The 19,215-nt window shown below is 67.0% G+C and carries 22 protein-coding genes; 7 read left to right on the top strand and 15 right to left on the bottom strand.

The genetic code is table 11. The features are described from left to right. Nucleotides 1-18 precede the first annotated feature (18 nt). Both RKE25_RS11695 and RKE25_RS11690 read right to left on the bottom strand, forming a co-directional pair. On the bottom strand, nt 19-654 hold the full coding sequence (locus RKE25_RS11695) for a LysE family translocator (RefSeq protein ID WP_311838275.1): 636 nt from the start codon (nt 652-654) through the stop codon (nt 19-21). 79 nt (nt 655-733) lie between these two features. Further along, nucleotides 734-1,531 (bottom strand): AraC family transcriptional regulator, encoded by a 798-nt coding sequence (locus RKE25_RS11690; RefSeq protein ID WP_311838274.1) that lies wholly within the window; start codon nt 1,529-1,531, stop codon nt 734-736. A gap of 116 nt (nt 1,532-1,647) precedes the next feature. Between RKE25_RS11690 and RKE25_RS11685 the strand changes: the two genes are divergently transcribed. Beyond that, the gene (locus RKE25_RS11685; RefSeq protein WP_311838273.1) at nt 1,648-2,292 is read left to right on the top strand and encodes a GNAT family N-acetyltransferase; all 645 of its coding nucleotides are present in this window, start codon (nt 1,648-1,650) and stop codon (nt 2,290-2,292) included. Nucleotides 2,293-2,299: 7 nt separating this feature from the next. Here RKE25_RS11685 and RKE25_RS11680 read toward each other — a convergent pair whose 3' ends face one another. From RKE25_RS11680 to RKE25_RS11665, 4 genes are read right to left on the bottom strand one after another with little or no spacing between them, the layout of a single operon-like run. Beyond that, nucleotides 2,300-3,679, bottom strand: coding sequence for an amino acid permease (locus tag RKE25_RS11680; protein ID WP_311838272.1), 1,380 nt, complete (start codon nt 3,677-3,679; stop codon nt 2,300-2,302). Nucleotides 3,680-3,724: 45 nt separating this feature from the next. After that, nucleotides 3,725-5,104, bottom strand: a complete 1,380-nt coding sequence (dbpA, locus tag RKE25_RS11675) for an ATP-dependent RNA helicase DbpA (protein WP_311838271.1) — start codon at nt 5,102-5,104, stop codon at nt 3,725-3,727. A 49-nt stretch (nt 5,105-5,153) separates the two neighbouring features. Continuing rightward, nucleotides 5,154-5,390: a hypothetical protein gene (locus tag RKE25_RS11670; protein ID WP_311838270.1), complete on the bottom strand. Its 237-nt coding sequence runs from the start codon at nt 5,388-5,390 to the stop codon at nt 5,154-5,156. 16 nt (nt 5,391-5,406) lie between these two features. Beyond that, a complete protein-coding gene (locus RKE25_RS11665) occupies nt 5,407-5,799 on the bottom strand; it encodes a hypothetical protein (protein WP_311838269.1) in 393 nt (130 codons plus the stop codon). 265 nt (nt 5,800-6,064) lie between these two features. Here RKE25_RS11665 and RKE25_RS11660 point away from each other — a divergent pair, with 265 nt between their 5' ends. Beyond that, complete coding sequence (locus RKE25_RS11660; RefSeq protein WP_311838268.1) at nt 6,065-7,642, top strand: PHB depolymerase family esterase; 1,578 nt, start codon at nt 6,065-6,067, stop codon at nt 7,640-7,642. Between the two features lie 21 nt (nt 7,643-7,663). On the opposite strand, the gene RKE25_RS11655 is transcribed toward RKE25_RS11660, so the two are convergent. The 3 genes from RKE25_RS11655 to RKE25_RS11645 form a co-directional block, all read right to left on the bottom strand. Beyond that, nucleotides 7,664-8,152, bottom strand: a complete 489-nt coding sequence (locus RKE25_RS11655) for a hypothetical protein (RefSeq protein ID WP_311838267.1) — start codon at nt 8,150-8,152, stop codon at nt 7,664-7,666. 276 nt (nt 8,153-8,428) lie between these two features. Beyond that, nucleotides 8,429-8,668 (bottom strand): DUF333 domain-containing protein, encoded by a 240-nt coding sequence (locus RKE25_RS11650; protein WP_311838266.1) that lies wholly within the window; start codon nt 8,666-8,668, stop codon nt 8,429-8,431. Nucleotides 8,669-8,866: 198 nt separating this feature from the next. Beyond that, nucleotides 8,867-10,033, bottom strand: a complete 1,167-nt coding sequence (locus RKE25_RS11645; protein WP_311838265.1) for an AAA family ATPase — start codon at nt 10,031-10,033, stop codon at nt 8,867-8,869. Between the two features lie 188 nt (nt 10,034-10,221). Between RKE25_RS11645 and RKE25_RS11640 the strand changes: the two genes are divergently transcribed. Next, nucleotides 10,222-10,893, top strand: coding sequence for a DoxX family protein (locus tag RKE25_RS11640; protein WP_311838264.1), 672 nt, complete (start codon nt 10,222-10,224; stop codon nt 10,891-10,893). 38 nt (nt 10,894-10,931) lie between these two features. Here the strand turns inward: RKE25_RS11640 and RKE25_RS11635 are convergent, their stop codons facing one another. Both RKE25_RS11635 and RKE25_RS11630 read right to left on the bottom strand, forming a co-directional pair. Continuing rightward, entirely contained in the window at nt 10,932-11,405 is a 474-nt protein-coding gene (locus tag RKE25_RS11635; RefSeq protein ID WP_311838263.1) for a hypothetical protein, read from the bottom strand. A gap of 20 nt (nt 11,406-11,425) precedes the next feature. Continuing rightward, nucleotides 11,426-11,935 carry an O-acetyl-ADP-ribose deacetylase gene (locus RKE25_RS11630; protein WP_311838262.1) on the bottom strand — a complete coding sequence of 170 codons (510 nt, stop codon included), beginning with the start codon at nt 11,933-11,935 and terminating at the stop codon, nt 11,426-11,428. Between the two features lie 84 nt (nt 11,936-12,019). On the opposite strand from RKE25_RS11630, the gene RKE25_RS11625 reads away from it, so the two are divergent. Beyond that, complete coding sequence (locus tag RKE25_RS11625; RefSeq protein WP_311838261.1) at nt 12,020-13,222, top strand: GGDEF domain-containing protein; 1,203 nt, start codon at nt 12,020-12,022, stop codon at nt 13,220-13,222. Between the two features lie 51 nt (nt 13,223-13,273). Here the strand turns inward: RKE25_RS11625 and RKE25_RS11620 are convergent, their stop codons facing one another. The 3 genes from RKE25_RS11620 to RKE25_RS11610 all read right to left on the bottom strand — a co-directional run bounded on the left by RKE25_RS11620 (nt 13,274) and on the right by RKE25_RS11610 (nt 14,820). Continuing rightward, nucleotides 13,274-13,717: a hypothetical protein gene (locus RKE25_RS11620; protein WP_311838260.1), complete on the bottom strand. Its 444-nt coding sequence runs from the start codon at nt 13,715-13,717 to the stop codon at nt 13,274-13,276. 84 nt (nt 13,718-13,801) lie between these two features. Continuing rightward, entirely contained in the window at nt 13,802-14,095 is a 294-nt protein-coding gene (locus RKE25_RS11615; protein ID WP_311838259.1) for a hypothetical protein, read from the bottom strand. 35 nt (nt 14,096-14,130) lie between these two features. Next, nucleotides 14,131-14,820, bottom strand: coding sequence for a TetR family transcriptional regulator (locus tag RKE25_RS11610; RefSeq protein ID WP_311838258.1), 690 nt, complete (start codon nt 14,818-14,820; stop codon nt 14,131-14,133). A gap of 90 nt (nt 14,821-14,910) precedes the next feature. Between RKE25_RS11610 and RKE25_RS11605 the strand changes: the two genes are divergently transcribed. From RKE25_RS11605 to RKE25_RS11595, 3 genes are all read left to right on the top strand, one after another. Beyond that, the gene (locus RKE25_RS11605; protein ID WP_311838257.1) at nt 14,911-15,567 is read left to right on the top strand and encodes an O-methyltransferase; all 657 of its coding nucleotides are present in this window, start codon (nt 14,911-14,913) and stop codon (nt 15,565-15,567) included. An 89-nt stretch (nt 15,568-15,656) separates the two neighbouring features. Further along, nucleotides 15,657-15,905, top strand: a complete 249-nt coding sequence (locus RKE25_RS11600; RefSeq protein ID WP_311838256.1) for a hypothetical protein — start codon at nt 15,657-15,659, stop codon at nt 15,903-15,905. A 177-nt stretch (nt 15,906-16,082) separates the two neighbouring features. Continuing rightward, the gene (locus tag RKE25_RS11595) at nt 16,083-16,799 is read left to right on the top strand and encodes a hypothetical protein (RefSeq protein ID WP_311838255.1); all 717 of its coding nucleotides are present in this window, start codon (nt 16,083-16,085) and stop codon (nt 16,797-16,799) included. Nucleotides 16,800-16,925: 126 nt separating this feature from the next. Here RKE25_RS11595 and katG read toward each other — a convergent pair whose 3' ends face one another. Then, complete coding sequence (gene katG / locus RKE25_RS11590) at nt 16,926-19,187, bottom strand: catalase/peroxidase HPI (protein ID WP_311838254.1); 2,262 nt, start codon at nt 19,185-19,187, stop codon at nt 16,926-16,928. Nucleotides 19,188-19,215 lie beyond the last annotated feature (28 nt).

The following is a 19,215-nucleotide window of genomic DNA, read 5'->3' as shown; positions in this document are numbered from 1 at the left end:
CCGCGGCACCTTCCTCGCCTACGACCGGCTGCCGGTCAGCATCAGCTTCAGCCCCAGCGCCAGGAAACCGGCGGCGAAACCGCGCCGCAGCCACGCCGTTACCCGCGGACACGCCAGCACCCGCGCGCGCATGAAGGACGCGAACACGCCGTACACCGCGAACACCGCCAGCGTCATCAACATGAAGACCGCGCCGAGCATCAGCAGCGCGGTCACCGGTGCCGGGGCGTCCCGAGCGATGAACTGCGGGAGGAACGCAAGGAAGAAGATCGGCAGCTTGGGATTAAGCAGGTTGAGCAGGACCGCCGAAGCGATCGTCTGCCATGGCGTGCGCGCGGCCACCGGCTCCGCCGGCTCCAGCGCGCCGCGATCGCGCCAGGTGCGCCACGCCATGTAGAGCAGATAGCCCGCGCCGAGGTACTTCAGTGCCTCGAAGGCAAATGGGCTGGCGCGGAACACCGCCGCCAGCCCGAAGACCGCGGCCAGCAGATGCGGCACGATACCCAGCGTGCAACCGAACGCCGCCACCAGGCTGGCGCGCGTGCCGCGCGACAAGCCGGTCGAGACGGTATAGAGCACGCCGGTGCCCGGTGAGGCCACCACCAGCAGCGAGGTGAGCAGGAAGCCGGCGTTCGCGGCGGGAACGAGGATCATGGCGGTGTCTCCCGGGAAAGGCCCCAGCTTCCCGGCGCACGCCATGCGCGGTCTTGAACGAAAGTGCGCGCGCGCCGCCTCAGCCGAGCATGGCCCGGTAGCGCCCCGGCGTGATGCCGAACTGGCGCACGAAGGCGCGGGTGAGATGGCTCTGGTCCGCGAAGCCGGCCAACAGCGCGGCGTCGGCCACGGCCTGTCCTTCCGCCAGGTGACGGCGGGCGAGCCGCACGCGCAACTGCAGGCGATAGGCATGCGGCGTGGTACCCACGTCGCGCATGAAGCCGCGGATCAGCTGGAAGCGGCTGAGGTCGCACGATGCGGCCAGTTCGGCGAGGGGGGTGTCCGCTTCCGGCGCGGCCTCGATCCATTCGACCGCGCGGACAATGGGCGGCGACCGTCCTGGCCGCCGGCCGCCACTGAGGCAGTGCCGGCCGACCACGCGCGCCAGGCAGGCCAGCAATAGCTCCTCGGCCGCCGCATCCAGCGCCGGATCCCGCAGCGCCGCCAGCCATCGCATGATGTCGCCAGCGAGGTGCCGGTCGTGCGCTACCGGCCGAAAGACGGCGTCGCCGCCCGGCTCGCCGGCGAGTTCGCGCGCGATCAGCTCAGGGTCGAGGTAGACGATATGCCAACCGCGTGCGCCGCCGATCGGCGCGCCATCGTGCATCTCGCCGGGGTTCACCATGATCACATCGCCCGCCGCGGACTCCACCGCCCCTACCCCGCTCCACGACTTCTGCGCACCCGCGGTGAGCACGCCGATCCCGTAGTGATCGTGCGCATGGCGCGGAAAGGCGCGTTCGCTCAGCAGCGAAAAGGCTTCCACGCCCGGCAGGCGCGAGCGGTACGGCACGACGTGGTGGGTCTGCTTGGCCAAGCAACGGACTCTTGCGTTCGCGGGAAGCTGCCGGATGGCGGCCGCCAGGATACGCCCATCGATGCGGGCAGGCGCAACGCACCTCGCCGCGGCCTTCGCCCTGCCGCGGAAAAGCCATGCGACCGAGGTTCAATGCGCAGCCTTCCGACCTCGCCGACAGGTGCGCCTTGCCTACTTGGATTGCCCATCCCCTCGCGCTCGCCGGCCGCAGGGTCGAACTGCGCCCCCTCGAAGAAGACACGCTGGACGCTCTGTTCGCGGTCGCGGGCGATCGCGAGATGTGGCGGCTGACCTCGGTCGACTACTCGGATCCGGCGATCTTCTATCCCAACTTTCGCGCGGCATTGCGCGACCGCGAACTCGGCAAAGCCTACCCATTCCTGGTGTGCCTCGCCGGCAGCGGACGGATCGTCGGCACCACGCGCTTCCTGGACATCCATCCCCAGGACAAGAAGCTGGAGATCGGCGTCACCTGGATCGCGAGCGCGTTCTGGGGCAGCGGCATCAATACCGAATGCAAGCAGCTCCTGCTGGCGTACTGCTTCGAGACGCTCGACGCCAACCGGGTGCAGTTCCGCGCCAAGGCCGACAATGGGCGCTCCCGCCGCGCGCTGGAGAAGATCGGCGCGACCTTCGAAGGCGTCATGCGCAAGGACAAGCTCGAACCCGGCGGCCAGCCGCGCGATACCGCGTTCTACAGCATCGTGCGGGAGGAATGGCCGTCGGTGAAGGCCATGCTCGCGGCGAGGCTGGCCGGTTGAATGGAAGTCAACCGGCGGCTTCCACCACGCTGCGCTTGCCCAACCCGCACACCGCATACAGTACCGCGAGCAGCACCAGCCACAGCGGTCCTACCACTAGCGCGACCCGCGTGTCGGGGAAGTACGCCATCAGCCCGACCACCAGCACCAGGAACGCCAGCGCCAGCCACGAGGCATAGGGAAAACCCGGCATGCGGAAGACCAGGCGATCGCGCTCCGCCGGGCTCAGGCTGCGGCGGAACTTCATCTGCGTGACCAGCACGACGCCCCAGGTCCAGATGGCGCCGAAAGTCGCCACCGAGGTCACCCACACGAACACCTTCGCCGGCACCAGGTAGTTCAGCAGCACGCCGAACAGCAGAGCGACCAGCGAGACCAGCACCGCGCGATACGGAATGCCGCTGCGCGAGGTCACCGCGAACGCGCGGGGCGCTTGGCCCTGCCCGGCGAGGTTGTACAGCATGCGTCCGGTGCTGTAGATGCCGCCGTTACAGGAAGACAGCGCGGCGGTGAGCACCACGAAGTTGATGATGCCCGCGGCGGACTTGATGCCGAGCCGCTCGAACGTCATCACGAACGGACTGCCGTGCGTGCCCAGCTCGTTCCAGGGATAGAGCGAGAGGATCACGAACAGCGCGCCCACGTAGAAGATCAGGATGCGCCAGAACACGGAGTTGATCGCATCGGGAATCGACTTCTCCGGCTTGTCCGCCTCGCCCGCGGTGAGGCCGATCATCTCCACCCCGAGGTAGGCGAACATCACCATCTGCAGGGCCATCAGCACGCCCTTGAAACCGTTGGGCATGAAGCCGCCGTGCGTCCACAGGTTGCTGATGCCCGTGGCGATCCCGCCGTTGCCCAGGCCGAACACGATCATCGCGCCGCCGCCGACGATCATCAGCACGATGGTCACGACCTTGATCATCGCGAACCAGAACTCGAACTCGCCGTAGGCCTTGACCGCCGCCAGGTTCACCGCCCCCATGGCCGCCAGCGCCGCCAACGCCCATATCCATTGCGGCACGTCCGGAAACCACACCTGCATATAGATGCCCACCGCGGTGATCTCCGCGATGCAGGTCACCAGCCACATGAACCAGTAGTTCCACCCGGTGAGAAAGCCGGGCAGCGGCCCGAGGTAATCCTGCGCGTAGCGGCTGAAGGAACCGGCCACCGGGTTGTGCACGGCCATCTCGCCGAGCGCGCGCATGATGATGAAGATCGCCAGGCCGCCCAGCACGTAGGACAGCAGGATCGCCGGTCCGGCCAGCTTGATCGCATTGGCCGAGCCCAGGAACAGGCCCACGCCGATGGCCGAACCCAGCGCCATCAGGCGGATGTGGCGTTCCTGCAGGCCGCGCTTGAGCGCTTCGTCGTTCGTATGCATGTCGTCCCCATGCCAATGGTTCGATGATCGATGCCGCGTCCGCCGCTACCCGAGCGTGCGGATGCGGAAATTGCGCCCCTTGATCTTGCCGGCACGCAGCCGCTCCAGCGCCTTGTTCGCCACGCCGCGGTGAACGGCCACGTAGGCGCGGGTGGCGAACACGTCGATCTTGCCGACGTCGTCCGCCTTCAGGCCCGCGTCGCCGGTGAGCGCGCCGAGGATGTCGCCGGGGCGCAGCTTATCCTGGCGGCCGGCGTCGATCACCAGGGTCTTCATCGGCGCCAGGTTCAGGGTCTTGCCGCGCGGCGGCGCCAGCTTCAGCGGACGCCACGGCAGCGGCGCACCGAGGACCTGCTCGATGTTCTCGGCCTTCGGCTTCTCGCGCGGCGTGCACAGCGTGATCGCCAACCCCGCCTGCCCCGCCCGGCCGGTGCGGCCGATGCGATGCGTGTGCGTGTCCGGATCGTGGGCGACGTCGTAGCTTACCACCAGGGGCAGCGCGGCGATGTCCAGCCCGCGCGCCGCCACGTCGGTGGCCACCAGCACGGCGCAACTGCGGTTGGCGAACTGCACCAGCACCTCGTCGCGGTCGCGCTGCTCCATGTCGCCGTGCAGGGCCAGCGCGGAGAAGCCGCGGCGGTCCAGTTCTTCCGTCACCGCGTCCACGTCGCGCCGCATGTTGCAGAACACCAGCGCGTGCTGGCCGCGTTCGCCGGCGAGCAGTTGGGCGAGCGCGTCCACTTTGCGGGCAGGATCCACTTCGATGAACTGCTGCTCGATGGCGGGGCGGCTGTCGGCCGGCGCTTCGACGGTGATCTCGACCGGATCGCGCTGCAACCGCCGGCTGGCATCGCGGATGCCTTCCGGATAGGTGGCGGAGAACAGCAGCGTCTGGTGGTGCTTGGCGATGCGCCCGACGATGTCGTCGATGGCATCGCTGAAACCCATGTCCAGCATGCGGTCGGCCTCGTCCAGCACCAGCACCTGGATGCCGCCGCCATGCAGGCTGCCGCGCTTGAGGTGTTCCTGGATGCGCCCGGGCGTGCCGACCACGATGTGCGGATCATGCGTCAGCGAGGCCAGCTGCGGCCCCAGGGGCATGCCGCCGCACAAGGTCAGCAGCTTCACGTTGGGAATATTGGCGGCGAGCTTACGGATGACCTTGCTTACCTGGTCGGCCAGCTCGCGCGTCGGGCACAGCACCAGCGCCTGCAGGCGGATCGTCTCCACATTCAGCGCCTGCAGCAGGCCCAGCCCGAAGGCCACGGTCTTGCCGCTGCCGGTCTGGGCCTGGACGATGACGTCGCGGCCATCGAGCATGGGGGGAAGGCTCTGGGCCTGGACGGGGGTCATCTCGCCGTAGCCAAGCGTGTCGATGCTGGCCAGCAGGGCGGGCTTGAGGGGGAGCGTGGAGAAGGCGGTCATGCGGCATGATCGCATGGCCGCCCCGCAAGCGCCGAGGCGGTGGTGCGCTTTATGCCGGCGGATCCCACTTCTGCGCCACCAGCCACTCGCTGCGCAGCACCGCCGCATAGGTCTCGCCCGCCTTGGCCTTGCCGCCCGTGGCCTCGGCGATGGCCTGCGTGCGCGCGGCCTGGGCGGTCAGGCCGGGCTTGCGGCGCACCTCGCCGAGGACGCGCCAGTGGCCAGCGGCGGTCTGCTGCAGGACGACGAAGCCGGGTAGCGCGGGTTGGATAGATTTGCCGGTCATCGCCATGCCTCTGCCATCAGGCGTCGGAAACCCGTTCCCTCAGGCTGCAGTAGTTCCCCGTGTGTTGCTGAGTCAGCGGCCACGTGTGCCATACCGTTCCTCGATCGTGATCCGAAATCAGATACACCTGCCCCAGCTTGAACTCGGGGGTTTCCAGGTCGCAGGAGGTCGGCTCGCCGAAAGAGACTTCCAGCCATGCGCTGGCGGGCCCCTTGATCGGCTCGATCACCAGGAAGCCCACGGTCTGCTGCACGAAGCCGTGCTCGTACGAGGTCCTCACCGACTGGACCTGGCCTTTGAAGATGTGCGTGAAATGGCGAACCTCGTCCGGCGTATGCGGCTTCGAGCAGCCGCAGGCGAAGGCATGCGGCGCTGCGGCCAGCAGGCAAAGCGCGAACAGTTTCCTCAAGGCAGCTCTCCCCCGAAAGCGGATCGGCAGGCGGCCCCTTTCCCGGCTCGCCGGGCCGACTGTAGCCACACGGTCGCGTCCGGCACAACACAGGCCGCCGGCATGCCCTCCTCCGCTCGCGCGAACCCGTTCCGCGAATTGGTACCTTCGTCCGATTGTCCCGCCTCCCTCCTTCTCTCAGCGTGGCCGACGCAGACGAAGCTTGAGCGACGCGAGACGCCGCCGCGATGCCACACCACCTGTCCGACATGACGGAGGAACGAGCATGAGCAGCAAGCTGGACAAGCCATCCTGGCGAAGCCACGGCCGTCTGGCCGTCCGAACCATGCAGTCCATCATGGCGATCGCCGCCATGTTCGTGGCATCGGCCGCATGGTCCGGAAGCTGGAACGCCAGCAAGGAAACCATCGACAACCATCCCACCTGGATCTACACGCCCGACAGCACGCTCGCCGGCGGCAAGCGTGCGCTGGTGATCGTGCTGCACGGCTGCGCGCAGACCAACGACGATCTCAAGAGCTGGGGCAATGTCGCGGCCACAGCAGAGAACCGCGGTGCGGTGATCGCCCTGCCCGGCGTGGGCAGCAAGGTCTGGCCGGGCAACACGTCCGCCGCGTGTTGGGACTATGACGGCGCCAGCGACGGCTCGGGCCATATCGCGGACCTGGTCGCGCTGGCGCAGAACCTGCTGGGCCGCGCGACGCTGAACATCGATAGCCGGCATGTCTACATCGTCGGCCTGTCTTCCGGCGGTTCCATCGCGTTGGATGCCGCGTGCAAGGCGCCTAACCTGTTCGCCGGCGTCGGCGCGCTGGCGGGGCCGTCGGTAGGCAGTTCGCAATTCAGCGCCACGGTGGACCAATCCGGCATCCTGTCCAGCAACGTGTCGAATGCCGTCAGCAAGTGCAACGGGCTGGCAGGCGGCAATGCGTCGTCCTTCGCGACGCAGATCGCCAACCTCGCGTACGGGGAGATGGATCGCAACGCCGAAAAGCCCGGCTGCTCGTACACCACCGGCAGCACCTCCTGTCCGGGCCAGTACCAGCTGGTGAGCAAAAAATGGGATACGGACAACGTCGCGATGTTCCAGCAGATCTACGGCGCCGGCTCGCTGGGCAGCCCGGCCGCGGTCTACAACGGCACGGGCGCGAGCAGCACGGCGACGGTCAATGGAGCCGCGCGCATCACGCTCACCCGCATCTACAACGTTGGCCACGCCTGGCCCGCCGGCAGCGGCCAGGCTAACGATGCCGCCAAGGGCGGCGTGTGGATGGCGCAGAGCGGCATGAACTACGGCGACTACGTGGTCGGCTGGCTGATCGCCAATAACCGGCGCGCCAGCATTCCCCAGGTCTCCGTCGGCGCGTCGGTGTCCGGCACGACGATCCACTACTCGGGCACCGTCACGTCCACGGACCCGATCCAGAGCGCACAAATCCAGCTCTACGCCTGGAACGCAAGCTCGAGCAGCTACCAGGCCAGCGGCCAGCCGCTCAGCCTGTCGCTGGGCTCCGGCGGCAGCTACAGCGGCGACGTCACCGTCGCCAACAACAACTGGTACCAGCTCACCACTACCGCCATGACCACCGCCAATGCCACCGGCAGCGCGACAGCGAGCAACATCGGCGTGGGTACGCCACCCGCACAGTGGCAATGCAACACGGTCACCGACACGAACTACGGCCACGTGCAGAACGGCCGTGCCTACGACAGCGGCGGCTACGCCTACGCCAAGGGCTCGAACCAGAAGCTCGCGGGCGGCGGCGGGCTGGACAACGTGTTCTATTCCTCCACGTTGTCGCAGACGGCCCAGGGTTACTGGGTCAACGGAAGCTGCCCGTAGATCGTCTCCGCTTCCGCCTATTCACGCGGCCGCGCGCGCACGGAACGCGCGCGTGGTGCGGAAGCCGAGAATGACGAAGACGACCAGCACCACCAGCTGGACCGTGCCGAACAACGGCTTCTGCGTAGCCGGCGGCAACGCAGCCAGAGCAGGCAGCTTGGCGAACACCTGCGCCACCAGCACGAACATCAGGAAGTACTCGCTGATCACCACGCCGAGCGGAAACTGCGCGGTCCAGAATCCGGAGCGGCCGAACGACCGCCGTGCCGCCAACGTCCACCCGAGCACGATCATCGCAACGATGCCTACGCCGATGGCCGGCGTGAAGCCGTGATAAGGGAAAAGGAAACCCGTCACGCTGGTAAGGATGGCCGTCACGAGAAAGGTCGTGATGGCTGCCGAGCGTCGGCGCCCTACCATCAGCTCGCGGATTGCCAACCAGCCGGCGACGATGGCGACGAGGCTGAGCAAGGTATGGAAAGCCGTAAACCAGGCGAGTGCAGTGGTCATGGTCATGCTCCGTCGAAGTGGCACGCGTGAGAACGGCACGCCGCGGCACGAACGTGCCGCGGGCTGATCGATTGCTATGCATCCGCTGCCCCCGGCGGCCAGGTCCCCACTTACGCCAGCCGGGCGAGTCAGCAGCACTATGGGCCGCAGCGGCGGCGGTTGCCATCCACGATTGGGTATATCCGAGGGGCTTGCCCCAAGCTCCGGCCCGGAATTCGAACGCACCTTGCCTATGACGGGTAGCTGCTGCGCGCTGGCGGGCTATGGACCACGAAGTCAGGGATGATCGCGACGGAACAACGCCCACTCTTCGATACGCTCCCCGCCGGGCAACGAGCAGTAACCCACTTCGCCCCCATCCGGGCCTTTGACGATATCGAGCTTGCCGCCGAGCTTCCCGCAATAGACCGATGCCGGATTCGCCATCTGAGTCGTTGGCGGCGCGGCGGATGTCTTGGGTTGGGAAGCGCAAGCGGCGAGCAGTGCCGATGCGACGGATAGCGTGAGCGTTTTCATGAGGCGGACCTCCACTCTACGTGTCGATTGGGGGCTGTTTCGGGCGGGGATTCTGCCGCAAAGCAGCTAGTTGAACACGTTAACGTCCCCATTAGCGTTCTTGCATCACCCGACGAGGTAGCGGTTGGCTGCAACACACGCTTCGGTCGCCTCACGACCCACCCCTTCTCAGAGATGCCATCGATGAACCGATCGCTGCTACCTCTCCGGCCAATACCACGCCGGCTCCTCCAACTCCCGCAGCCCGACGACCCTCGTCTCGCTCAGCGTCTTCTCCAATCGGATGATATTGCAGCCCGGCGCCTCCTCCAACGCCGCGATCAATCGTGGCGCGTGCGATACCACCCACACCTGGCTGCGCTTGGACGCCTGGATGATCAGCCGTGCCAAGGCTGGCAGCAGGTCCGGGTGGAGGCTGGTTTCCGGTTCGTTGAGCACCATCAGCGGCGGAGGTCTGGGGGTGTGCAGCGCGGCGATCCATAGCAGATAGCGCAGGGTGCCGTCGGAGAGTTCGGCGGCGGCGAGCGGGCGCAGCAGGCCGTGCTGGCTGAAGAGGAGCGTGAAGCGGCCATCGCTGACGTCGACACGGACCGCGGCGCCGGGAAAGGCGTCTTGCACGGCCGCGTCCAGCGCCTGCTGGTCGCCGATCTCGACGATGGTCTGCCAGGCGGCGGCAAGGTCGCTGCCGTCGTGACTGAGTACCGGCGTGCGCGTGCCCAGCGGCGCGAGGCGCGCGGGGGCTTCGCGGTCGGAGCGAAAGTGATCGTAGAACCGCCAGTTGCGGATGGATTCGCGCAGCACCATGGCCTCCGGTGCGCGCTCGGGATCGGCCATCTGTGTAAAGACGCTGTCGAATACGCTGAGGTGTTCGGCTACGACACGCCAGCTGCGCCCGTCCTTGACACGCGCCATCGCGCCGCGGCGGTCGAGCAACGTGTTCGACGGACGCAGGAACGGCCCGGCCCAGATCGCTTCGCGCTTGATTTCCGGATCGAGCTGGAACGCCGAGGGATAAGGCAACGGCACGGGATAGCCGAGATCGATGGCGTAGCCGAAGTCGTCGCTCGCAAAGCCGAGCTTGAGCGCTACGGCCTCCTGCCTTGGCCCGCCTTGCACCGGTACCTCGCCTTGCTTCATGCGGCGGGAGAGCTTCTCCGGTCCGGCCCATAACGTCGACGGCAACCCGCCTTCGCGCGCCAGCGCATTCACCACGCCGCCGCGCGCGGTCTCCGCCAGCAAGCGCAGCGCCCGGTAGAGATTGGATTTGCCGCTGCCATTGGGGCCGGTGATCAGATTGAGCTGGCCCAGCGGAATGGCGAGCGAGAGCAGCGAGCGGTAGTTGGCAATGGCCAGGGTGTGGATCATGGCGACGTCCTGCCGGCAAAGTCGTCCGGCAAGGGTCCGGGGAGGCCGCCTCAGAATCTGAGACGACGCGCAAACCGCCCGTAACGACCTGATCTGACCAGGCCACGCCGTGCCAGCCGGCACTTCCGGCACTGGTACGCGCCTCCTTCACGGCTACATTCGCGCGATTCCCTCGGCGAGCCACGGCGATGACGGATACCGCTGTCTTCCTGCTGCATGCGGCCATCGCGGCCCTGCTGGCCATGGCTGTGTTGTTCCTGCCGATACGGATGCGCGGCCGGCACGCACTGATGGCGGTAGTCATCACCGCCTGCGTCGTGCTCTCCACAGCGTGGTTGGCAGGCGTCTCCCTGGTGCCGCTGGTGCCCGCCTTCGCTGACGCCCTGCGCCGGCTGATCGGCCTGACCGTCTTGCTAGGGCCCTGGCTGGTGGGCGCCGCCGTGGTGGCCACGATCGAGGCATGGCGGCAGCGGGCCGATGGCCAACGGACGGCCGGACGGCTGGCCGTGGGACTGTCGATCTACGTCGCACTCAGCTTCCTGGGCTTCGAGGTCGGCAAAGCCTGGCATGACGCGGAGATGCGCCAGTTTTTCCAGGCATCGGGCTATCCGGTGTGGTCGATGTACGTCGTAATGGGGGTGGAAACCCTGTCCGCGCTTGCGCTGCTGTCATCGCGCCTGCGTTTGGTGGCCGCCGGCGTCCTCGCCCTAGTGATGCTGGGCGCCATCGCCACGCATGCGCGCAATGGCGATCCGTTCGGGGATTCGCTGGATGCGTTGCGGATGTTGCTGGTGCTGGGGTGCATCCTGCTGTTGGCCAGAAGTCTGCGTAGTGGCAGGTGGCATAGGCTCAGAAGCTAAGGGGGCTTCTTGCCAAGCCCCGGTCGCCAGGCGCCTAGTCAGGTACGCGCGGTGCGATACCGTTCCATAAATCGAGCCAGCCTTTCGACCACACCGCTGACATCCCCTCCATAAGTTTCGGCGAACTCTAGTTCGTAGCTGGCCGTCGAGAACTGGAAACGCTCATCCTCATCCAGCACCGAGCACGCGTGCTGGAAGCTGCAAAGCATGCCCATCACGGTGTGCACCTCCAAGGTTTGGCATGCCAACTCCTCGCTCAAACGCGCGAGCAATCGGTCTGCCAGCGGACGAGAACTACGCACTGGGCGTGACAGCGCGTCGAGCGCCCAGATCACCTTTCTTCGCTCCTGCACCGGCACCAGCGAAAGCTCGATGAGTTCGATGGCCGGCACCTCCGAGTCTCGAATCTGCTCGTCGGCCCAGGCGACGGCACGTGCGGTGACATCGATGCCGATCAGTTCATTCAGCAGCAGATATTGCGCCTCGACCGCAAGACGATCCTGTCGTTCCATGAGAGCTCCGGATAGTGCGCTCAACCCGCGAGCACTGCGTCATAAACGGCCAAGTCTCCTGCCGAGAAACAGCAAAAGATGACCTCCCGCATCCCAGTCGCGTCGCGTATCGCCTCCCGCACGGTCGCCACGGCCAGCGGCGCGGCGCGCTCGATCGGGTAGCCGTAGATGCCGGTGCTGATGCTGGGAAACGCAAGCGTGGCCGCGTGGTGCGCCACGGCCAATTCGATCGAGCGCCGGTAACAGGACGCCAGCAAGGCTTCCTCGTCTTCGCCGCCGCCGCGCCAGACCGGCCCCACCGTGTGGATCACGTGCCGGGCCGGCAGGCGGTAGCCCCGGGTGATCTTCGCGTCGCCGGTCTTGCAGCCGCCGAGGAGGCGGCACTCGTGCAGCAGGTCCGGGCCGGCCGCCCGGTGGATGGCGCCGTCCACGCCACCGCCGCCGAGCAACGAGGAATTGGCGGCGTTGACGATGGCGTCCACGTCCAGGGTGGTGATGTCGGCGCGGAGCGCGCGGAGGCTGGCGGTCATGAGCGGATCCGGTCTAGGCTTGTCATCAAGTGTCGCCTTGCCAATCTACAATTGGAGCGTCATCGGGGCCATCTAGGGGGCGTCGTGGAGTGGTTGGGTAAGCTGGCCCATGCAGGCACGCTGCTGATCGTCAACGCGCTGTTGGCGGCGCTGTCTTCGGCGATTTTCCTGGCACTCCATCTGACGCAGCGGAAAGTGCGGAGAGTCCGCGGCGTGCTCCTGTGGGGGTTGAGCTACGCGGCGTTCGCTGCCGGCTTCGCGGTGCTGTTCCTGCCGGCGTTTCATATCGACTTCGCTCGCCTCGGGCTGGTCGGCAACCTGCTGATCGACGCCGGCGCGGTGCTGGGCTATCTGGCCGTGCATGCCTATCTGGAACAGCCGGCTCGCAAGCTGTGGGTGCTCTGGCCGGTGGCGGCGATCGGCATCGCGGAGGCAGCCTGTGTCCTCGTCCAGGGCGAGAACTACCGGGTCATGGTGGTGCTCGGCGGAGTACTGCGCGGGCTGATCACCGTGGCGACCGGCCTGGCCCTGTGGCGCGGCGTGACCGATTCCCGCCGCGTGGCCGCACGCCTGGCCGCCCTGTTCTACTTCCTGTGGGCCTTCATGCTGCTCTACCGGGTGGCGTGGTGGATGCTGCATCCGGCCGCCAACGTGAGCCAGGAGCCCACCTCCACCTTCGGCCTGCTCTCGCGGCTGATCCTGACCTGGGTGGTGACACCGAGCTTCCTGTGGATGCTGACGCGCCAGCTGGACGATGAACTGATCCGCCACGCTCACGAGGATCCGCTCACCGGCATCGCCAACCGTCGCGTGATGTGGGAACACGGCGAACGCCGCGTCGCGAACGCCAACCGCGACGAGACGGCGATGGCGGTGCTGATGATCGACACGGATCACTTCAAGGCGATCAACGACCGCTGGGGACACGACGTGGGCGACCAGGTGCTGGTGGCGATCGCCGATACCCTGAAACGGCATCTGCGTGAGGAAAACCTGCTGGCCCGCGTGGGCGGCGAGGAGTTCATGGTGCTGGTGAGACGCGGCGACGCCGCCATGGCGGGAGAGATTGCGGAACGATTGCGCAGCGCAGTGGAAAACCACGCCATCGCCCTCCCCTCCGGCGAGACGCTGCGGTGCACGGCGAGCATCGGGTATTGCGTGGCGATACCCGGCGACGCGAACTGGCGGGCGATGGTCGTGGCCGCGGATCGGGCGTTGTATGCCGCCAAGCAGCAGGGGCGGAACCGTGTGGTGCGGGGAGAGGTTGCGGGTGCGGAGACAGGCTAACCCCGCTCGGGAAGGTGTGGCAGCTCTTACGTCCGCGCCAAAGAATCCGCCTCAATATCCCTTCGCCTCGATGCCGAGCGCCTCACCCCCGAGTTCGGGGTCGTGGTCGAGCCGGATCGTCACTTCGCTGCCCCGCTGATCGGTGCCGTAGGGAAGTGCCAGATCGAGCCGTTCGAGACTGAGTTGGCGGCCAAAACGCGTGCCGGGCGATAGGCAGGCGATGACGCGCAAGGCATTGAGCCCGGGAAACTCCGCGCTGCCGTTTTCCAACAGTGCGTCGCACGCGGCCTTGGCCGGCGCATAGCCACCGTGGTCGCAGCGCTTGGCGAAGAGCGAGAAGCCGTCGCTGCCCTTGAAACCCTGTCCCCAGGAGGTGTGGAACTGGAACTCGCGGGTTTCATGGGGCTTTACGGACGCGGCGAAGGCTTTGAGCGGTGCACACAAGGGGTCCCGTGCGGACGCAGCCGAGATGGTGCCGGACAGGGCCAGGGTCATGGAAACCGCGAAACTGATGAAGCTGGCCCTTCTAGCTTGTCGCGACATCGCCCCCCCTTTTACCAATCCATGTACAGATTCCGCTCAACGCGGCCGCACTTCCCGCGCTCGACCACGTCGCATCGCATACCCCAGTGCCAAGGCGCCCGCGCATCCTATCGCCATGCATATGGCAAGGCTGTAGCCGGCTGGGTTCGCCAGCCCCACGGCGTCGGCGAGGTAGATCAAGGCAGCGGCTGCCATGGCCTGCGCCAACCACAGCATCCCGATCTTCCGCATCGCATGGACGAGCGGCCGACGGCCTCCAAAGAACAGCACCGCCAGAGAAGGCAGCCAAAGCGCTGCGAGTAATACTGAGCCGACGATCGCGACGAACAACTTGGACTCCAAGAACGGAGAGATTGCGAGACAGATTAGCGATCTGCTGCGGGAGTGTGGCGGGCGGATCGTCCGCGCGCCCTACCCTGGTCAGGTACCGCCCCAAGCCCCCTAAGGTACGCGCAAAACATCTCCGCCATGGCATCGGCATAGGTGGCGATCTCTGCGTCCGTGTGCGGACGCTCCGAGAAGTCCTTCCCCACGGTACTGAGTGTCGTCGTGATCAGCTCGGCGGCCAGTGCACGCTTGGCCTTCGGCGCTTTAGGCAGAGCTTCCCGCATGAACGCCTGAATCGTCCGCTCGCCCGCCGCCTTCGCCTCCTTGGCTTCCGGCGCGTCGCGATAAAGCGGTGCGGCGTCCCCCAGGGCGACGCGCATGTCGGCTTCTTCGCATTCGGAGCGGAGGAATGCGTGGACGAGATGGCGCAACCGGTCCAGCGGTGGGTGGCGTTTGTCCTGCAGGATGCCGCTCAGCAGCTCGTTGGTGCGTCGCCATTCGTCGCTCTGCAACCGGAACAGGATGGCCGCCTTGTTCGGGAAATACTGGTACAGCGAGCCGATGCTGACGCCGGCTTTCTCGGCCACGCGCGCGGTGGTGAAGCGTTGCGCGCCTTCTTTTGCCAAAACCTGAGCAGCGGCTTCCAGGACCGCGGCGACGAGTTCGGCGGAACGGGCCTGCTGGGGCTGTTTTCGCGAGGAAATCCTGGGGTTCTGGCGTGCAGTCATGGCGGCTCGGTCAATGCGAATAGGAAACCTGACGAATCCGTCGCATTCTAATCCGGCGCGCCAACCGACACACAAGCACTGGAGATTTTCATGACGACCCTGACGACTGCGCCGCTCGCGCCGCTGCTGGAAGACCTGTTCGAACAGGCCCAGGCCGCGACGAGCCCGGCCTGGACCGACATGCCCCGCGAAGAACTGACGCGGCTGATGCACAGCAAGACCGAATACCGCGCCCTCTACGAGCGCCTGAAGGACCTGTGGCTGCCTGTCTCGCGCGAAACCGCCACCCTGCTCTACATGCTGGCGCGCAGTGTTCGCGCACGGTCCATCGTGGAGTTCGGCACGTCGTTCGGCATTTCCACCCTGCACCTGGCCGCGGCGCTGCGCGACAACGGCGGCGGCCGCCTGATCACCACGGAGTTCGAACCGGCCAAGGCGGCGCAGGCAAGGGAGCATCTGCGGGCCGGCGGCGTGTTCGATCTGGTCGAGATCCGCGAGGGCGATGCGCTGCAGACCTTGCGCACCGACCTGCCCGATTCCGTCGACCTGCTCCTGCTCGACGGTGCGAAGGCGCTCTATCCGGAGGTACTCGCGCTAGTGGAAAGCCGCTTGCGGCCGGGCGCGCTGGTCGTCGCGGACAACGCCGACTACAGCCCCGAATACCTGGCCCACGTGCGTTCGCCGGCCAGCGGCTACCTGTCCGTGCCATTCGCCGAGGACGTGGAGCTGTCCATGCGGCTCGGCTGACGTCGCGCCGCCTGCCGGCCGCGGCGCAGATGCGCTGCGGCCGGCAGGCGGCGCGAACTGCTGGAGGAACATCAATGAGCAACCAACTCTTGCTCGACATCCTGTCCCTGGCCGATCGCATCGAGGCCGATCGCGCGGCGGTATGGGAATGGTTCTTTCGGACGCCTATATGGCCGCATGGCCGCACGGCGTTCGAACTCGCCCAGTCCGGGCGGGGCGACGAGGTGATCGCGTTTCTGGACGGGGTGCTGCGCGACTCGCATGAAAGCGGCGCGAACATCGACGGCGTTCCTGTCCCACGCGGGCGGGTCAGGGATCCGATCCTGGCGCATGCGTGACCCTGGCCGCTCGGCGGCCACGGGCATCATCAGCGGGCAGCGCCCTGGCCATTCGGCAGATATCGCCCCGGTGCGCTCCCCAACTAGCATCCGCCCGTTCTTCGCCGCCGACCCGGTGCTTGCGGGCTTGGCGGCCACCAGAGGCTATCACCGGCCATCTACAAGGGAGTGCGACCGATGCGACGGCATCTCTGGCTCACGGCCTTCGTCCTCATGCATGCCTTGCCCGCCGCCTGCCTGGCGCAACACGCAGCGGCCGCCGCCATGGGCGAAACGACGGCGCACGATCACCGGAGCACCGTGCCGAACGGTTGCCAGCCGCTGGGCGCGCACGCGGTCGGCGACGTCGGCTGCTATATCGTCGCGCAGAAAGCGCTGGACTCGCTTCCGCGTGGTCCGCTCTATCTGCACCTGGACACCTTTGCCGACAGCACTGCCGCGCGTGCGGCCGGCAATGCGAATGGCAGCGTGATCGAAGCCTTTGGCCGTACCTGGCTGCTGACCATCGCCGATGAGCACTGGCGGCCGCAGGGCGGCCAGCATGCCGCCACGCTCGGCCCGTTCGTGCCTCTGACGAACGGGCCGCAGCTGGCCAGCTACATGGTCGCGACCACGGAAGCGAACATGGATTCCGCGGCGCACAGTCACGCCGGCCCGGAGATCTTCTATGTCGTCGAGGGCGCCCAGTGTCTCGAGACCCCGGATGGCGTGCGGCGCACGCATGCCGGTGAGGGCCACGTCGTGGCCGGCGGGGTGCCGATGAAGCTCTACGGCGCCGGCAACACGACCCGGCGCGCGCTGGTGCTGGTACTGCATGACGCGCTGCAACCGGTGGTCCTGCGCCATCCCGACTGGCAGCCGAAGGGGCTGTGCCTGGCCGCTGGACAGGGCTAGGTACAGCGCCATCGGCGGTGCATCGAAGCCAGTCATGATGACGTGCCGCGCAAATCGGCAAGCACGAACCGAGCACAAAAAAACCCCGCCGGGACATCAGCCCCGGCGGGGTCGCATGGCTGGCGATTACTTCAGATCGAACCGATCCAGGTTCATCACCTTCACCCACGCCGCGACGAAATCGCGCACGAACTTCGCTTCGCCGTCGCCGCTGGCATACACCTCGCTCAGCGCGCGCAGACGGGCATCGGCGCCGAAGATCAGGTCGACGCGCGTGCCGGTCCACTTCAGCTTGCCGGTCTTGCGGTCACGGCCCTCGAAGACCTCACGCGCCGGCGACAGCGGCTTCCACTCGGTGCCCATGTCGAGCAGGTGGCGGAAGAAGTCGTTGCTGAGCGTGCCGGGGCGGTCGGTGAAGACACCGTGCGCCGCGTCGCCGACGTGCACGTTCAGCACGCGCAGGCCGCCCATCAGCGCCGTCATCTCCGGGGCGGTCAGCGTGAGCAGCTGGGCCTTGTCCACCAGCAGGTGTTCGGCCGGGACGCTGAAGCTGCCCTTGACGTAGTTGCGGAAGCCATCCGCGACCGGTTCGAGCGCGTTGACGGAGTGCACGTCGGTCTGTTCCTGCGAGGCATCCATGCGGCCCGGCGCGAACGGTACGGCGACGCGATGGCCGGCCTGCTCCGCGGCCTTCTCGATGGCGGCGCTGCCGGCGAGCACGATCAAGTCAGCAAGCGAAATGTTCTTGCCGCCGGACTGGGCGCCGTTGAAGTCGGCCCGGATGCCTTCCAGCACCTTCAGCACCTTGGCCAGCTGCGCGGGCTGGTTGACCGCCCAATCCTTCTGCGGGGCCAGGCGGATGCGCGCGCCATTGGCGCCGCCGCGCTTGTCGGAGCCGCGGAAAGTGGACGCCGAAGCCCATGCGGTCTGCACCAACTCGCCGATCGACAGGCCGGAGGCCAGGAGCTTCTGCTTGAGCGCAGCGACGTCCTTGTCGTCCACCAGCGGATGGTTCACGGCAGGGATCGGGTCCTGCCAGATCAGTTCCTCGGCCGGCACTTCCGGCCCGAGGTAACGGGCGCGCGGACCCATGTCGCGATGCGTGAGCTTGAACCAGGCGCGGGCGAAGGCGTCGGCGAACTCCTCCGGATGCTCCATGAAGCGGCGCGAGATCTTCTCGTAGGCCGGATCGAAGCGCAGCGAGAGGTCGGTGGTGAGCATGGTCGGGATCAGCTTCTTCGATGCGTCGTGCGCATGCGGGATGTTCGCCTGGGCATTCTTCGCCACCCACTGGTGGGCGCCGGCCGGGCTCTTGGTCAGCTCCCACTCGTGGCCGAACAGGTTCTGGAAGAAGCCCATGCCCCACTTCGTGGGCGTGCTGGTCCAGGTGACTTCCAGGCCGCTGGTGATGGTGTCGGCGCCCTTGCCGGTGCCGAAGCTGTTCTGCCAGCCCAGGCCTTGGTTCTCCAGGTCCGCGGCTTCCGGCTCCGGGCCGACGTGGTCGGCGGATGCGGCGCCGTGGGTCTTGCCGAAGGTGTGGCCGCCGGCGATCAGCGCGACGGTTTCCTCGTCGTCCATGGCCATGCGGCCGAAGGTGTCGCGGATGTCATTCGCGGCAAGCAGCGGATCGGGGTTGCCGTCCGGGCCTTCCGGGTTGACGTAGATAAGGCCCATCTGCACGGCCGCGAGCGGGTTCTCCAGATGGCGGCCGGGGTCGGTGCGGCTGGCTTCGGCGCCGTGCAGCGCCTTGTCGGCGACCAGCACACCTTGGTCGTCGTCCTTGCCCGCGGCGCCCTTGCCGTAGCGCAGGTCGCCACCGAGCCAGGTCTTCTCGGTACCCCAGTAGACGTCCTGGTCCGGTTCCCAGGTGTCCTCGCGGCCGCCGGCGAAACCGAAGGTCTTGAAGCCCATGGTCTCCAGCGCGACGTTGCCGGTGAGGATGAACAGGTCCGCCCAGGAAATCTTCTGGCCGTACTTCTGCTTGATCGGCCACAGCAGGCGGCGCGCCTTGTCCAGGCTCACGTTGTCCGGCCAGCTGTTGAGGGGAGCGAAACGCTGCTGGCCGCGGCCGCCGCCGCCGCGGCCGTCGCCGATGCGATAGGTGCCGGCGCTGTGCCAGGCCATGCGGATGAAGAGCGGGCCGTAATGGCCGAAGTCGGCGGGCCACCAGTCCTGCGAATCGGTCATGAGCGCGGCGAGGTCTTTCTTCACCGCGGCGAGATCGAGGCTCTTGAAGGCTTCCGCGTAGTTGAAGCCCTTGTCGAGCGGGTTGGACTTCTCGGAATGCTGGTTCAACAGGTCCAGCCGCAACTGCTTGGGCCACCAATCGCGATTGGTCGTGCCGCCGCCGGCAGTCGGGTGGAACGGACACTTCGCTTCGTTTGACATGCGCTCTTTCTCCTTGGATGGGGTGGCC

This window comes from Dyella sp. BiH032, assembly GCF_031954525.1.
Lineage (GTDB): Bacteria > Pseudomonadota > Gammaproteobacteria > Xanthomonadales > Rhodanobacteraceae > Dyella_D.
Note: the sequence above shows the minus strand (reverse complement) of the source record. Positions and strands in the feature narration are given on the sequence as shown.

Excerpts from the sequence above, each read along its gene's own strand:
- RKE25_RS11695 (WP_311838275.1), bottom strand. The coding sequence starts at position 654 with ATGATCCTCGTTCCCGCCGCGAACGCCGGCTTCCTGCTCACCTCGCTG.
- RKE25_RS11685 (WP_311838273.1), top strand. The coding sequence starts at position 1,648 with ATGCGACCGAGGTTCAATGCGCAGCCTTCCGACCTCGCCGACAGGTGC.
- RKE25_RS11680 (WP_311838272.1), bottom strand. The coding sequence starts at position 3,679 with ATGCATACGAACGACGAAGCGCTCAAGCGCGGCCTGCAGGAACGCCAC.
- dbpA (WP_311838271.1), bottom strand. The coding sequence starts at position 5,104 with ATGACCGCCTTCTCCACGCTCCCCCTCAAGCCCGCCCTGCTGGCCAGC.
- RKE25_RS11670 (WP_311838270.1), bottom strand. The coding sequence starts at position 5,390 with ATGACCGGCAAATCTATCCAACCCGCGCTACCCGGCTTCGTCGTCCTG.
- RKE25_RS11660 (WP_311838268.1), top strand. The coding sequence starts at position 6,065 with ATGAGCAGCAAGCTGGACAAGCCATCCTGGCGAAGCCACGGCCGTCTG.
- RKE25_RS11655 (WP_311838267.1), bottom strand. The coding sequence starts at position 8,152 with ATGACCACTGCACTCGCCTGGTTTACGGCTTTCCATACCTTGCTCAGC.
- RKE25_RS11650 (WP_311838266.1), bottom strand. The coding sequence starts at position 8,668 with ATGAAAACGCTCACGCTATCCGTCGCATCGGCACTGCTCGCCGCTTGC.
- RKE25_RS11645 (WP_311838265.1), bottom strand. The coding sequence starts at position 10,033 with ATGATCCACACCCTGGCCATTGCCAACTACCGCTCGCTGCTCTCGCTC.
- RKE25_RS11640 (WP_311838264.1), top strand. The coding sequence starts at position 10,222 with ATGACGGATACCGCTGTCTTCCTGCTGCATGCGGCCATCGCGGCCCTG.
- RKE25_RS11635 (WP_311838263.1), bottom strand. The coding sequence starts at position 11,405 with ATGGAACGACAGGATCGTCTTGCGGTCGAGGCGCAATATCTGCTGCTG.
- RKE25_RS11630 (WP_311838262.1), bottom strand. The coding sequence starts at position 11,935 with ATGACCGCCAGCCTCCGCGCGCTCCGCGCCGACATCACCACCCTGGAC.
- RKE25_RS11620 (WP_311838260.1), bottom strand. The coding sequence starts at position 13,717 with ATGACCCTGGCCCTGTCCGGCACCATCTCGGCTGCGTCCGCACGGGAC.
- RKE25_RS11610 (WP_311838258.1), bottom strand. The coding sequence starts at position 14,820 with ATGACTGCACGCCAGAACCCCAGGATTTCCTCGCGAAAACAGCCCCAG.
- RKE25_RS11605 (WP_311838257.1), top strand. The coding sequence starts at position 14,911 with ATGACGACCCTGACGACTGCGCCGCTCGCGCCGCTGCTGGAAGACCTG.
- RKE25_RS11595 (WP_311838255.1), top strand. The coding sequence starts at position 16,083 with ATGCGACGGCATCTCTGGCTCACGGCCTTCGTCCTCATGCATGCCTTG.
- katG (WP_311838254.1), bottom strand. The coding sequence starts at position 19,187 with ATGTCAAACGAAGCGAAGTGTCCGTTCCACCCGACTGCCGGCGGCGGC.